We start from the raw sequence: 13,656 nt of genomic DNA, 5'->3' as shown, positions 1-13,656 counted from the left end.
TTTCCCTATCTTCTGAAAGGGACGCACAGTGAGAACAAGGGGAACGAGTCATGACCCAGTCGCTGGAACTCCCGGTCCAGGAATTCTGTCTCGATTGGACGCTCACCGGCGACGAAGGCGGCCGGGTCGGGGTCACGCTCTCCGGGCAGGTCTCGCTGCTCGACAACAACCGGTTCTACAAGATCGACGGCGTCGTCTACGTCACCGAGGGCGACGCCGACATCCGCGCCGTCGGCAACCCGTGCCTGTCCGTGCGGCGCAACGGCGTCGAGAAGTCCGGACGCCAGTGGGGCTGGGAGATGTGCTCCGCCCGCAAGCGCCTCGGCGCGCTGAACACGATGGAGGGCTACTTCGTCCGCACCGGCTACTGGGCGCCCGCCGACCGCGCGATCCAGCTGAGCCTCTGCGCCGAAACCGGGTGGAGCCGGCGCAAGAGCTACAGCCCGCATGTCACCGTCCGGATGGTCGACTGACCACAGTGGACGCCCGGCGCCGCGCCGCCGCGACGACGAGCCCGGCCGCGACCGCGCCGGCCACCGCACACCCGGCGCCGAACCCCGGCGACGGCTCGTGCACGCGCAGCACCGAAACGCACAACCAGACCACCGCGCCGAACAGCAGCCCCAGCACGGGCGCGCCGACCAACGCGCCGCGCCAGGGGTGGCCGTTGCGGATCGTCCGCAGCCCGGACTCGAGGTAGGCGAGCGCGAACAGCGCCAGGATGAGACTGCCCGCGCCCATCGCGCTGGCCAGCGGGTGCTGGCTGGTGAGCAGGGTGAAGGTCCGGGTGTCGGTGCCGGTTCGCACCGTCGCGGTGACGGCACCGCCGACGATCCACCGCGCGAGCGCGGGCAGGGTGAGCTGCGCGGTGAAGCCGTTGCCGGCCGGTTTCGCGTCGGTTTCGGCCGAGCCGAGCGGGATGCCGGCCGCGGACAGCGAAAGCGCGACGTGCCCCGGGTTCCCGGCGCCGGTCAAGATCAGCGGCTTGCTCAGGTCCACCTCCACCGGCGACGACACGGGCGAGCCCCCGAGGTTCAGCGCGGACGACGCCGGGTGCGGCAGCCGCGCCGGGTTGAGCAGCGCGAGCACGACGAGCACGATCGCGGCCGCCCCCGCGGCGAGCCGCAGCCACAGGACGGCCGCCGAGCCGCGCGCTTGGTGGGACGCGGGGTCGAGCGGGCCGGAACCGTCACCGGCCCAGCCGGAACCCGGGCCGCCGCCGGCCGCATCGGCGCCGGAGCCCCAGCCGCCACTCGCCGCACCGGCTCTCGCACCGCCGCCTGGCCAAGCGGAATCCGGACCACCGCCCGCCATACCGGCCCCCGGCCAGCCAGAATTCGGACCACCGGCCCCGGCACCACCGCCAGCCGCACCCCCGCCCGCAACGCCGACCCCCGCACCGCCGCCCGGCCAAGCGGAATCCGGACCACCGCCCACCACACCGGCCCCGGCACCGCCGCCAGCCGCACCCCCGCCCGCAACTCCGGGTGAGCCCACACCCCAGCCGCCCGGGCCTGCGGTGTCCGCCGCGCCGCTCGGCGCGACCAGCGTCGCGTTCGGGCCGGACGGTCGCTGGACCGGGCGCGTCCGGGCCTCCTCCGGCGGGGCCGGTGCGGTCGCCGAGTTGAGGCCCGCGATCACCCGGGGCGTCAGGTGCAGCACCGGCACGCCCGAACGTTCGAGCCAGCCCGGGCCGTACACCGCCGTCGCGGCCGCGGCCAGGTCGGCCGCGAACGACTCCGCTTCGCGGTAGCGCGAGTCGAGTTCGCGCGCCAAGCCGCGCATGATCACTCCGGCGATCGGCATCGGCACGCCGGAAATCGGGCGCGGGTCGGTGAACATGTGCTGGCGCATCATGCTGATCGCGCCCCGTGTGTTGTCGAACGGCAGCTGGCCGGACAGCAGCTCGTACAGCACCGTACCGGCCGCGTAGACATCGGCCGCGGGGCTCAGGGCGTTGCCCATCGCCTGCTCCGGCGCGATGTACGCCGGGGTGCCGAGGATCTCGCCGCCGTGCGTGACGAGCGTGGCGCCCTCGCTGATCACCCGCGCGATCCCGAAGTCGGCCACCTTCACCACGCCCTGCAGGTTGAACAGCAGGTTCCGCGGCTTGACGTCGAGGTGCAGCACGCCCGCCCGGTGCGCCGCGTGCAGCCCGGCGAGCATCGCCAGGCCGATCGCGCAGGACTGCTCGCCGCTGAGGCCGTCGCCGTGGAAACGGCTGTGCACGGTGCCGCCGTCGAGCCGTTCCATCACCAGCAGGTGCTCGCGGCCCGTGCGGACGTAGTCGTACACCGGCACGATGTGCGGGTGGTCGAGGCTGGCCAGCACGCGGGCCTCGCGGTCGAACAGCTCGCTGCTCGTCTGGTGGTTGAGCACGTCCCAGGGCAGCTGCTTGATCGCGACGCTGCGCCCCAGCGACCGGTGCACGCCCGCGAAGACGACCCCCATGCCGCCTTCGCCGATCTCCGCCCCGATGTCGTACTGCGGCAGCGCGGCGACCAGCTCGGCCGGTGCGCTCATCGGGTGAATTCCTGCGTGGAGGGGACAGCCATCCGCACGGTCTCGTCACTCCTGGTGACGGCCGGCGGCGCCGGGTGCGGCGTGAGGTAGCCGAGCAGGAACGCGATCGCCGCGGCACCGAGGACCACCGGGATCTCGATCGCCGGCTCCGGCGGCACCAGCCGCAGGACGGACAGCGAGATGACCGCGACCAGCCCGGTCCCGAACCCGGCGGGCAGGAACCGCAGGCCGCGGCGCCAGCGGTTGGGCGCCAGCCGGTGCCGCGCCAGCGCGAGCAGCGCGGTCAGCCAGGCGAGCACCGTGAGCACGAGCATCGCCAGGCCGAAGACGCCGTAGACCGACCAGAAGGAACCGCGGACGTCCGCGACGGTCGTCGCTTCGCCGAGCGTGCCGCGCTGGGCGTCGAGCAGCTCGACCGACGACGGCAGCAGCCCGGTCGCCTGCCCGGCGAGGTCGCCGAGGTCGAGCACGAACGTCCGGGTGACCGAGCCCCGCGCGGGCACGTCGAACGGCGCTGTCGTGTCGTAGGCGAAGAAAGTGAGGGCGAGCGCGACGCCGGAGAGCCGCACGCTGCGCACCCGCACCAGCGCGGTGCCCGAGTTGGTGGCCACGACCCGCAGCTCGACCTGCTTGGCCGGATCGATCGGGACGGTCGCGTCCGCGATCGGCTGCCGGTCGATGGCGACCTGCACGCCGAGCGAGCCGGAATCCGCCGCCGACGCCGGTGGCGCGCCCAGCACCACCGCGCACAAACCCAACGCAACCCCCGCCGCGATGACACGTCCCATTGGGCATCCCCTACTTGCGTTATCCGACTGGTCCGGAATGCTACAGCGAGCACACACCGGGGAGGGACGTCCCAATGCGATTCGTGGTTCGCCTGTTTTTGGCAGCGGCGGCGGGAGCGACGCTCCTTCTGGCCTTCGCGGGTAACGCCAACGCACAATACACCTCAACGGTTGGTTTGAAACCGTCGAGCGGACAGGCCGGGAGTTCTTTCACCATTTCCTGGAATTTCTACCCGTGCGGCACGGCGATCACTTTCTCCTGGAACGGGACGCCGATGTGGACGGCGAACGCGACCCTCCAGCAGACCAGCGGCACGGTCGCGGCCACGGTGCCCGCGGGGGCCCAGCCCGGCACCTACCCGGTCACCGGCACGTGCACCAACGCGCGGACCAAGCAGCCGCTCACCGCGAGCAGCCGGTTCACCGTCACCGGGGTCACCACCACGACCCCGCCGCCGCCGACGACCACGCCGCCCGTCGTGACCACCACGCCGACCCGGCCCGGCACCACCACGACCCCGCCCCGCACGACCACCAGCCCGCCGAGCACCACGACCACGCCGCCGGCGTCCACCACTCCCGTGTCCACCCCACCCGGCACCCCGGCCACCACCAGCACCGAGCCCAAGCCGGGGGAACTGGTGCTCGACCGGCCGAGCGTCCAGCCCGGCGACGAACTCTCCGCTTCCGGGAAGGGCTGCGAGCCGAGCCGGATGGTCACCCTGACCGCCGACGGCGCGGAGGTCGGCTCCGCCTACACCGACGCGTCCGGTGCCTTCACCGCGCCGGTCGAGTTCACCCGGATCGAGGCCGGGCGGCACACCGTCGTCGCCGAGTGCGGGGTGCGGCTGACCGGGACCGTCGACCAGGTCGTGACGCGGTCGTCCGGCGGGCAGACGAGCACGCTGGTCGTCCTGGTGTTCTTCGTGCTCGCGGGCATCACGGTGATCCGCTTCCGGTGATCCCCGGTTGACATGCAGCCGTTTGGCTGCCTATCGTGCATAGGCAGCCAAACGGCTGCATGTCATGGGAAGGCGCGATGGACGAGGCGTTCAAGGCACTGGCCGACCCCAGCCGGCGACAACTGCTGGACGTGCTCAACGAGCGCAACGGGCAGACCCTGCGCGAACTGTGCGCGGGCCTGGACATGGCCCGCCAGTCGGTGAGCAAGCACCTGGCCGTGCTCGAGGCGGCCGGGCTCGTCACGACGACCTGGCACGGCCGCGAAAAGCTGCACCACCTCGACGCCGCGCCGATCAACGCGATCGCCGAGCGCTGGATGACCCGCTACGACCGCCGGCGGGCCGGCGCGCTCGCCGATCTCAAACGAGCCCTGGAGTCCACTCCGATGAACGAATTCGCGTACACCACCTACATCAGCACGACGCCCGAAAAACTCTGGCAAGCGCTTACCGAACCGGCGTTCACCCGCCAGTACTGGGGCGTCGAGTTCGAAACCGACTGGCACAAAGGCGCGCCGATGACCTGGGCGGAAAGCGGCGCGAAAACGAGCCACCCCGACCAGGTCGTCCTCGAATCCGACCCGTTCCGCCGCCTTTCCTACACCTGGCACACCTTCACCCAGGAATGGGCGGACGGAAACGGCGTCGACGCGGAAACCCTCGCGAAACTGCAGCAGGAAAGCCGTTCGAAGGTCACTTTCACGCTCGAACCGCACGGGGACGCGGTGAAGCTGACCGTGCTGCACGACGGCTTCGACCCCGGCAGCACCACCCTCGAGATGTGCAGCCAGGGCTGGCCCGCGCTGCTCTCCAGCCTGAAGACCCTGCTGGAGACCGGATCCCCGCTGCCCGCGGCGTGACCAACCGGACCAACCGTCCCAACCGGACAGAACTGACACAGGGAAACGTCTGATTCATCCCTCTTTCGTGAGCGACCGGCTGAAGTCCAGGTGAATTCCCGCCGATCGTCGCCATCCGATGCGGATTTCCGGCGGCTAGGCTCGCATAATCCGTGATCGGTGATGGTCCGATCGAGTGACGGGGAGAGTGTGCGTGCCGGGGTCAGTGCGTACCCGCTGGATCGTGGCGGCCGTGGTCGTGGCCGCCGCGGCGGGAGCCGTCGTCGCGTTCTGGCCGGACAGCGCGTCCGCCGGTGACCCCGAGATCGCCGTGTCGCGCTCGGCGTGCGGCACCGGCTGGTCGGACCCGAAGCCGGGGCCGCAGACGTTCCGCCTGCACAACACCGGGTCCGTGACGGCCGAGGTCGACCTGATCGACCCGGCGACCGGCGTGATCTACGGCGAGGTCGAGGGCCTCGGCGCGGCGACCACCCGGCCGCTGCAGGTCAACCTCGGCAACGGCAGCTACGCGTTCCGCTGCCTGCCCGAGGACGCCAGCGCGATCGTCGGGCCGGCCGTGCAGGTCAGCGGCGGCGCCGAGCGGACCGGCCCGGGCGTCGCGCCGGTGACGCACAACGACCTGCTCGGGCCGCTCAAGACCTACCAGCAGCACGTCACGGCGGGGCTGGACGAGCTGGTGGCGAACACGGGCGCGCTGAAGAACGCCGTCCACGGCGGCGACCGCGCGGCGAGCGAGACGGCCTGGCTGACGGCACACCTGACGTACGAGCGCCTCGGCGCGGCGTACGACGCGTTCGGTGACTCCGACGGCGCGCTCAACGGCACCGCCGACGGCCTCCCCGGCGGCACGTCCGACCCGGGCTTCACCGGCTTCCACCGCCTCGAGCAGGGCCTGTGGCACAACGAGGACATGGGCGCGCTCGGCGGGGTCGCCGACCAGCTCGACACCGACGCCCAGGCGTTGCGGAAGTCCTTCGGCGACAGCCAGGTCGACGGCAACGACCTCGGCCTGCGCGCGCACGAGATCATGGAGAACACGCTGCAGTTCGAGCTGACGGGCCGCACCGACTACGGCAGCGGCACCACCCTGGCGACGGCCCGCGCCAACCTCGACGGCACCCGCGCGGTGCTGGACGTGCTGCGCCCGCTGCTCGCGCCGCGGTACCCCGATCTGTCCAAGGTGGACAGCTGGCTGACGCGCACGCAGTCCGCTTTGGACGCCGCGAAGCGACCCGACGGCAGCTGGACCCCGCTGGCGCAGCTGTCGCAAAACGACCGGCAGAAGCTGAACGCCGACGTGAGCGAGCTGACCGAGCTGCTGGCGCCGATCGCCGCCATCGCCGAGCCGAGGAGGGTTTCGTGAGGGCCGGGCTTCCCAGGACCGCGCCGCGAGGTGCCGCGACGAACCGGCCGGGGAGGCTCTCGTGACCGGCGAATCCCGTTGTCCCGTACCGCACCCGGCCGGCCTGCCGCGTCGCTCCTTCCTCCGCCGGGCCGCGATGGGCGCGGGCCTGACCGTGGCCGCCGGGGCCGGGCTCGGCGCGTCCGCCGCCGTCACCGACAGCACGGCGCCCGTGGCCTTCCACGGCAGGAACCAGGCCGCCATCCTGCGGAAGCCGCCGACGCAGACGATCGTCGCGTCGTTCGACGTCGTCGCCGCGTCGAAGAGCGAGCTCACCGACCTCTTCCGCGAAATCACCGACCGGACGCGGTTCCTCACCGGGGGCGGCGCACCCGCCGCGCTCGGGATCACCGCGCCGCCCGCCGATTCCGGCGTGCTCGGGCCGGTCGTGCCCGGGGGCGACCTCGGCGTGGTCCTCGGCGTCGGCTCGTCGCTGTTCGACGACCGGTACGGGCTCGCGAAGCTCAAGCCCGCCAAGCTCAAGCCGATGAAGACGTTCCCGAACGACGCCCTCGACCCCGCGCAGTGCCACGGCGACCTGAGCCTCACGCTGTCCGCGAACTCGACCGACACCGTGCTGCACGCGCTGCGCGACATCGCCCGCGCCACCCGCGGCGGCATGCAGCTGCGCTGGAAGCTCAACGGCTTCAGCTCCCCGCCGCGTCCCGAAGGGACCCCGCGGAACCTGATGGGCTTCAAGGACGGCACCGCCAACCCGGAGGAAGCCGACTTCGACCGTCTCGTGTGGACGTCCGCAGCGGGCGAACCCGCGTGGGCGGCCGGCGGCAGCTACCAGGTGGTCCGGCTGATCCGGATGCTCGTCGAGTTCTGGGACCGGGTCTCGCTCGCCGAGCAGGAGAACATGTTCGGCCGCCGGCGCGACACCGGCGCGCCGCTCGACGGCACCGCCGAGACCGACGTCCCCCGGTACGCCGACGACCCGATCGGCACCGTCATCCCGCTGACCAGCCACATCCGGAAGGCCAACCCGCGCACGCCGGAAACCGACGCCAGCCGGATCCTGCGCCGCGCGGTGAACTACGACCGCGGCATCGACACCAACGGCAACCTCGACATGGGCCTGATCTTCGTCTGCTACCAGCAGGACCTCGAGCGCCAGTTCGAGGCGGTCCAGACGCGGCTGGCCGACGAACCCCTGACCGACTACATCTCCCCGTTCGGCGGCGGCTACTTCTTCGCGCTGCCGGGCGTCACCGGCCCGGAGGACCACTTCGGGCGCTCCCTGCTCACCTGACTGAACGTCCCACCACGAAAGGAATCCACTGTGGACAAGAGAACCCGCCGGCGACGGCGCGGCCTGCTGGGCGCCGGAGCACTCGCTTCGGTGGCCGCACTCGCCGTCGTCACCGGTTCCGCCGCGACGACCGCGGAAGCCCAGCCCCTGAACCTGTTCCCCGCGCACTGGATCCCGACCTCGACGCCGATCAAGCACGTCGTGGTCATCTTCGGCGAGAACATCTCGTTCGACCACTACTTCGGCACGTACCCGAACGCGGCCAACACCGACGGCACGCCGTTCCAGGCCGCGCGCAACACGCCGAAGGTCAACGGCCTCGACAAGAAGCTGCTGACGGACAACCCGAACGCGTACGACCCGAAGCGGCTCACGCACGAGCAGGCGCTGACCTGCGACCAGAACCACAACTACGGCGCGGAGCAGGCCGCCTTCAACGGCGGCAAGATGGACAAGTTCGTCGAGAAGACCGAGACCGACAAGTGCACCGGCCAGCCGGTGCTGTTCGGCGAGCCCGGCCTGGTGATGGACTACTACGACGGCAACACCGTCACCGGCATGTGGAACTACGCGCAGAACTACGCGCTGAACGACAACTCGTTCAACACGGTGTTCGGCCCGTCGACCCCGGGTGCGCTGAACCTGATCTCGGGCCAGACGCACGGCGCCCAGGCGGTCACCTCGGTGACGCACGAGCCGACCACCGACTCCTACGCCGTGGTGTCCCCGGACGCGCACGGCGTCGGCACGGTCATCAACGACCCGGACCCGGCGTGGGACGACTGCTCGGACAAGAACCACACGAGCACCGACAACCTGGCCACGCTGAGCGGCAAGAACGTCGGTGACCTGCTCAACCAGCGCCACGTCACCTGGGGCTGGTTCCAGGGCGGCTTCCGGCCGACCGGCTCGGCCAACGGCTTCGCGGTCTGCGGCCAGAAGCACACCAACGTCGGCGGCAACGCGGCGGTCGACTACAGCCCGCACCACGAGCCGTTCCAGTACTACCAGTCGACGGCGAACCCGAAGCACCTCGCGCCGTCGTCGGTGCAGGCGATCGGCCAGACCGACCGGGCCAACCACCAGTACGACACCTCGGACTTCGACGACGCGCTGCGCGCCGGCTCGATGCCCGCGGTGAGCTTCCTGAAGGCGCCGGAGTACCAGGACGGCCACGCCGGCTACTCGGACCCGCTGGACGAGCAGCAGTTCGTGGTCAGCGAGATCAACAAGATCCAGCAGTCCCCGGAGTGGAAGTCCACGGCGATCGTGCTGGCCTACGACGACTCCGACGGCTGGTACGACCACCAGGCGTCGAAGATCGTCAACGGCTCGCAGGACGCCGCGCAGGACCAGGCGGTCTGCACCGGCAAGCCGGCGTCCCTCGGCGGCTACGCCGACCGCTGCGGCTACGGCCCGCGGCTGCCGCTGCTGGTGGTTTCGCCGTACGCCAAGGTGAACCACGTCGACCACTCGCTGACGGACCAGACCTCGGTGCTGAAGTTCATCGAGGACAACTGGTTCACCGGCCGGATCGGTGACTCGTCGTTCGACACCCGCGCGGGTTCGCTGAACGGGATGTTCGACTTCTGGTGGCCGCAGGCCAAGAAGGTCACGCTCGACCCGAAGACGGGCGCGGTCGTGCACCGCTGACCCGGGTCAGCCGCGGCTCGTCGTGACTGGTCAGGGCGGCTCCAACCGCCCTGACCACTCACGACACCGGCGCCAGGTCCCAGGCCAGCGTGACCACGGTCCCGGACTCGCCGGACGAGATGTCCGCCCGGTCGGCACTCGCCCGCAGCAGCAGCAATCCGCGCCCCCGCAACGAAACCGGGCGCGGGTCCACCACCGGGGTCCGCCACGTGCCGTGGTCGCGGATGACGACCTCCACCCGGTCCGGGAACGCCGAGGCGTCCAGGTCGACCACCCCGGGCCCGGCCCCGTCGTACGCGTGGTCGGCCACGTTGGCCAGCGCTTCGTAGCTCGCCAGGACGATGTCCTGGGCCCGCGCCGCGTCGACGCCCACCGCGACGACCCACGCCATCAGCTCGTGCCGGAGCCGGCGCAGGGCTTCCGGCGAAGCCTGCACCCCGTGGCACGTGAACACCGGTTCCGGCATCGGGGGCGTCACCGGCCGAGCGCTTCGTCGACCGTCGCGTGGACGGTGATCCACGTGTCGAGCCCGGTGGTCTTCAGCGGTCCCGACGTCACCGGCGAGTCGCTCACCACGCGCAGCCCGCGTTCGGGCAGCCGCCGGTGCGCCGCCGCCAGCACCTGCAGGCCCGCCGAGCAGAAGAACGTCACCTCGCGCAGGTCCACCACCAGCGTTTCCGGCCCGCCGGCCAGCACCGCGTCGACGACTTCCTCGAACTCCGGCGCGCTCAGCAGGTCGATCTCCCCCGCCACGCGCAGCACGGCCGCCTTGTCCCGCCGGTCGAGCGTGACCGCCAGCTCGACGGCGGGAAGATCCCGCGATGAAGAGGTCACGGCCTCTTATCGTGCCGCAATCCCCGCCGCCACGCCATCGACGGCGCCTACCGGTACGGCAGCTTGACGACGGTCACCCAGAAGTCGTCGATCTTCCGGACGACCTCGACGAACTTCTCGAAGTCGACCGGCTTGGTGACGTAGGCGTTGGCGTGCAGGTCGTAGCTGCGCACGATGTCCTCCTCCGCCTCGGACGTCGTCAGCACGACCACCGGGATCGTGCGCAGGTCCGGGTCCTGCTTGATGTCCGCGAGCACCTCCCGGCCGTCCTTGCGGGGCAGGTTGAGGTCGAGCAGGATCAGCCCGGGCCGTGGCGCCGCTTCGAAGGGCGCCTCGCGGTTGAGGAACCGGAGGGCCTCCACGCCGTCGCTCGCGACGTGCAGCGCGTTGCGGATCTTGTGGTGCTCGAACGCTTCCCGGGTCATCAGCACGTCGCCGGGATCGTCCTCGACGAGCAGGATGTCGATGGGTTCAGGCGCCTGCGTCATGCGTCCCCATTATCCTCGGCGGCCGGCAGGGTGAAGCGGAACGTGGTGCCCGCGGCCTCGGTGTCGAGCCAGATCCGGCCGCCGTGGTACTCGACGATCCGGCGGCACAGGGCCAGGCCGATCCCGGTGCCCGGGTACGCGCTGCGCGTGTGCAGCCGCTGGAACAGGGCGAAGACCCGTTCGGCGTACTCCGCGTCGATGCCGATCCCGTTGTCCGACACGGAGAACACCCAGTCGTCGCCGTCGCGCTCGGCGGTGACGCGCACCTCCGGCGGAGTCTCGCCCTTGAACTTCAGCGCGTTGCCGATCAGGTTCTGGAACACCGCCGTCATCAGCGCCTGCTCGACGCGCACCTCGGGCAGGTCTCCGCGCTCCACCTTGCCGCCGCTCAGCGAGAGCGCGACCTCGAGGTTCGCGAGCGCGTCGTCGACCAGCCGGCCCGCCTCGACCACGACGTGCTTGCCGGGGTTGCGGCCGACCCGCGAAAACGCCAGGAGGTCGTTGATCAGGACCTGCATCCGTTTCGCGCCGTCGACGGCGTACTCGATGTACTGCTCGCCGCGCTCGTCGAGCAGGCCCGAATAGCGCCGCTGGAGCAGCTGGCAGAAACTCGCCACCTTGCGCAGCGGCTCCTGAAGGTCGTGCGACGCGACGTACGCGAACTGCTCCAGGTCGGCGTTGGACCGCTCCAGCTCGCGCGTGCGCCGGTCCAGCATCGCGTGCGCCCGCTCCAGCTCGGCGACCTCGTCCAGGATCCGCTGCCGCATGGCCTCGACGTCGGTGCCGAGCTGGGCGATCTCGCGCGGCCCGGTCCCGTGCACCGGGCGGTGGACGTCTTCGTCGGCGACCTGCCGGACCTCGCCGGCCAGCCGCAGGATCGGCCGGGTGATGACGTGGCGCAGCCCCAGGAACAGCACCGCGAACAGCAGCAGGATCAGCACGCCGACGGCCACCAGCATCGCGGTCAGGAAGTTCGCCGCGCCGTCCAGGTCGGCCCGGCCCTCGTTGCGCAGCGTCACCAGGTGCGCGGCCTGCGCGTCGAGGGCGCCGCGGACCGCGTCGAACTGGGTCCGGCTGCGGTCGGCCTGCGCCGCGGTGACCGGGGGCGCGCCCGGGGTGATGGTGGGCGCGACCGTGACCTGCCAGGCCTTCGCGGCCTGCTGCACGCGGTCGAGGTCGTCGCCGATCTGCGTGCCCGGCGTGGCCCCGAGCCGCTGCAGCTGGGCGACGGCGTCGGCCTGCGAGCGGACGCCGTCGGTGTACGGGGTCAGGAACTCCGGCTGCCGGCCGAGCTGGTAGCCGCGGACGCCGGTCTCCTGGTTCAGCAGGGCCGTCGACAGCTGGATGGCGGCGAGCCGCTGCCCGCCGATGACGTCGAGCAGGCGGTTGCGGGCGTCGGTGAGGTTGTTCATCGCGATCCCGCCGCCCGCGAGGGCCGCGAGCAGCAGCACCGCCTCGGTCAGCGCGAGCAGGGTGAGCCAGCGGCGGACCGGCCAGCCGCGCTCGTCGGCGGTCATCGCGTGCGCTCCCCCGGGTCGTGGCTGAGCAGGGCGAGTGCGACGTCGTCGTCGAGCGGGCCGGAGTTGAGCCGTTCGGCGCGGGCGATCAGCTCGTCGAGCAGCTCCGTGCCGTCGAGGCCGCTCCGGTGCCGGATTTCGAGCACCAGCGCGGCCATCCGCTCGTGGCCGAGCCGCTCGGACCCGGCACCGACGCGGCCTTCGAACACGCCGTCGGTGTAGAGCAGCAGGGACCAGCCCGGTTCCAGCGGCACTTCGAGGGACTCCCACTTCGTGCCCTCGACGACGCCGAGCGGGACGCCGAGGAGCGTCCCGGAGAGCAGGTGCCCGTCGCCCGCCGTCAAGAGCAAGGGCGGGAGGTGCCCGGCCAGCGACAGCCGCAGGGATCTTCGGTCCGGCGCGACGACGACCATGCAGACGGTGGCGAACAGCGGCTCGATCCGCTCGTGCACGAGGACCCGCTCGACCATGCTCAGCACGTCCGGCATCGGCAGGCCGGCCATCACGAGGGAACGCCACGCGATCCGCAGCGCGACGCCGAGCGCGGCCTCGTCCGGGCCGTGGCCGCAGACGTCGCCGATCATCATGTGCACGGTGCCGTCGGCGAGCTCGATGGCGTCGTAGAAGTCGCCGCCCAGCAGGGAGCCGTTGCGGCCCGGGCGGTAGCGGGAGGCCAGGTCGAGGTGCGGGTCGCGCAGCAGCGGAACGGGCAGCAGGCCGCGTTCCAGCCGCGCGTTCTCCCGCGCCAGCAGCTGCTGCTGCAGGAACTGCTGCTCGACCTGCTCGGCGCGCTTGCGTTCGCGCGCGAAGCGCAGCGCCTTGACCAGCAGCGGCCCGTCGACCTGGTCCTTGACGAGGTAGTCCTGCGCGCCGGCGGCGACCGCGGCGACGCCGGTGGCCTGGTCGTGCCCGCCGGTCAGCACGACGATCGCGACGCCGGGCGCGTGCTGGCCGAGCTTCGTCAGCCCGCTCAGGCCCATCGCGTCGGGCAGCTGGAGGTCGAGCACGACGCAGTCGGCCGTGAGCGGGCCGGCCAGCGCGGCGGCGAGCGTTTCGACGCGCTCGAGCGAGAAGGGCACCGACGTGTCGGCCAGCATCTCCTCGACCAGCAGCGCGTCGCCGTCGTCGTCCTCCACCAGCAGCACGCGCAAGCGGGTGCCGGGATCCCACGATGAGTCGTGCGCGGCGGTCACCGGCGTCTCCCGTTCGGCTGCCTTCGGCCAGCACATCCAGACGATCACCCTAGCGGCACCGGAGGCGGCCGCCTACGGCCGTGAAACCGGTCCCACGGAGGTAGCGTTTTATAGCACTCCGGTGTGACACCGGGCGGGTAACGGTTCGGGTCGTGACCGTGCCGGAACCCGATCGCCCGGA

Annotated in this window: 15 protein-coding genes; 6 read left to right on the top strand and 9 right to left on the bottom strand. The window is 71.6% G+C overall.

What is annotated here, in order from left to right; translation table 11 throughout:
- Window positions 1-50: 50 nt before the first annotated feature.
- On the top strand, window positions 51-473 hold the full coding sequence (locus ACYVLJ_RS39325) for a hypothetical protein (RefSeq protein ID WP_372664324.1): 423 nt from the start codon (window positions 51-53) through the stop codon (window positions 471-473).
- Here ACYVLJ_RS39325 and ACYVLJ_RS39320 read toward each other — a convergent pair.
- The 4 genes from ACYVLJ_RS39320 to ACYVLJ_RS39305 all read right to left on the bottom strand — a co-directional run bounded on the left by ACYVLJ_RS39320 (window position 451) and on the right by ACYVLJ_RS39305 (window position 3,900).
- Complete coding sequence (locus ACYVLJ_RS39320) at window positions 451-2,523, bottom strand: serine/threonine-protein kinase (protein ID WP_460442473.1); 2,073 nt, start codon at window positions 2,521-2,523, stop codon at window positions 451-453. The two genes, ACYVLJ_RS39325 and ACYVLJ_RS39320, sit on opposite strands and share 23 nt — an antisense overlap.
- The gene (locus tag ACYVLJ_RS39315) at window positions 2,520-3,311 is read right to left on the bottom strand and encodes a hypothetical protein (protein WP_460442472.1); all 792 of its coding nucleotides are present in this window, start codon (window positions 3,309-3,311) and stop codon (window positions 2,520-2,522) included. Before ACYVLJ_RS39315 ends, ACYVLJ_RS39320 begins: the two co-directional genes overlap by 4 nt.
- A 229-nt stretch (window positions 3,312-3,540) precedes the next feature.
- Complete coding sequence (locus ACYVLJ_RS39310) at window positions 3,541-3,666, bottom strand: hypothetical protein (protein WP_460442471.1); 126 nt, start codon at window positions 3,664-3,666, stop codon at window positions 3,541-3,543.
- Entirely contained in the window at window positions 3,667-3,900 is a 234-nt protein-coding gene (locus ACYVLJ_RS39305) for a hypothetical protein (protein WP_460442470.1), read from the bottom strand. It abuts the gene before it with no gap.
- On the opposite strand from ACYVLJ_RS39305, the gene ACYVLJ_RS39300 reads away from it, so the two are divergent.
- From ACYVLJ_RS39300 to ACYVLJ_RS39280, 5 genes are all read left to right on the top strand, one after another.
- Window positions 3,893-4,273, top strand: a complete 381-nt coding sequence (locus tag ACYVLJ_RS39300; protein ID WP_460442469.1) for a hypothetical protein — start codon at window positions 3,893-3,895, stop codon at window positions 4,271-4,273. The genes ACYVLJ_RS39305 and ACYVLJ_RS39300 overlap by 8 nt on opposite strands.
- A 77-nt stretch (window positions 4,274-4,350) precedes the next feature.
- Window positions 4,351-5,133: an ArsR/SmtB family transcription factor gene (locus ACYVLJ_RS39295; protein WP_460442468.1), complete on the top strand. Its 783-nt coding sequence runs from the start codon at window positions 4,351-4,353 to the stop codon at window positions 5,131-5,133.
- 205 nt (window positions 5,134-5,338) lie between these two features.
- Complete coding sequence (locus ACYVLJ_RS39290) at window positions 5,339-6,496, top strand: EfeM/EfeO family lipoprotein (RefSeq protein ID WP_460442527.1); 1,158 nt, start codon at window positions 5,339-5,341, stop codon at window positions 6,494-6,496.
- Between the two features lie 136 nt (window positions 6,497-6,632).
- Window positions 6,633-7,790 carry a Dyp-type peroxidase gene (locus tag ACYVLJ_RS39285; protein ID WP_460442526.1) on the top strand — a complete coding sequence of 386 codons (1,158 nt, stop codon included), beginning with the start codon at window positions 6,633-6,635 and terminating at the stop codon, window positions 7,788-7,790.
- Between the two features lie 30 nt (window positions 7,791-7,820).
- A complete protein-coding gene (locus ACYVLJ_RS39280; protein WP_460442467.1) occupies window positions 7,821-9,443 on the top strand; it encodes a phospholipase C in 1,623 nt (540 codons plus the stop codon).
- A gap of 58 nt (window positions 9,444-9,501) precedes the next feature.
- Here ACYVLJ_RS39280 and ACYVLJ_RS39275 read toward each other — a convergent pair whose 3' ends face one another.
- From ACYVLJ_RS39275 to ACYVLJ_RS39255, 5 genes are read right to left on the bottom strand one after another with little or no spacing between them, the layout of a single operon-like run.
- A complete protein-coding gene (locus ACYVLJ_RS39275) occupies window positions 9,502-9,909 on the bottom strand; it encodes an ATP-binding protein (RefSeq protein WP_460442466.1) in 408 nt (135 codons plus the stop codon).
- An 8-nt stretch (window positions 9,910-9,917) separates the two neighbouring features.
- Window positions 9,918-10,277 carry an STAS domain-containing protein gene (locus ACYVLJ_RS39270; protein ID WP_451967438.1) on the bottom strand — a complete coding sequence of 120 codons (360 nt, stop codon included), beginning with the start codon at window positions 10,275-10,277 and terminating at the stop codon, window positions 9,918-9,920.
- 47 nt (window positions 10,278-10,324) lie between these two features.
- A complete protein-coding gene (locus tag ACYVLJ_RS39265; RefSeq protein ID WP_451967439.1) occupies window positions 10,325-10,765 on the bottom strand; it encodes a response regulator in 441 nt (146 codons plus the stop codon).
- On the bottom strand, window positions 10,762-12,282 hold the full coding sequence (locus ACYVLJ_RS39260) for a sensor histidine kinase (protein ID WP_460442465.1): 1,521 nt from the start codon (window positions 12,280-12,282) through the stop codon (window positions 10,762-10,764). The genes ACYVLJ_RS39265 and ACYVLJ_RS39260 overlap by 4 nt, the downstream gene beginning before the upstream one ends.
- Window positions 12,279-13,475 carry a PP2C family protein-serine/threonine phosphatase gene (locus ACYVLJ_RS39255; protein ID WP_451969784.1) on the bottom strand — a complete coding sequence of 399 codons (1,197 nt, stop codon included), beginning with the start codon at window positions 13,473-13,475 and terminating at the stop codon, window positions 12,279-12,281. Before ACYVLJ_RS39255 ends, ACYVLJ_RS39260 begins: the two co-directional genes overlap by 4 nt.
- Window positions 13,476-13,656: the final 181 nt, after the last annotated feature.

This window comes from Amycolatopsis stemonae (genome assembly GCF_054781455.1).
This window is presented reverse-complemented; position numbering and strand designations above follow the sequence as displayed.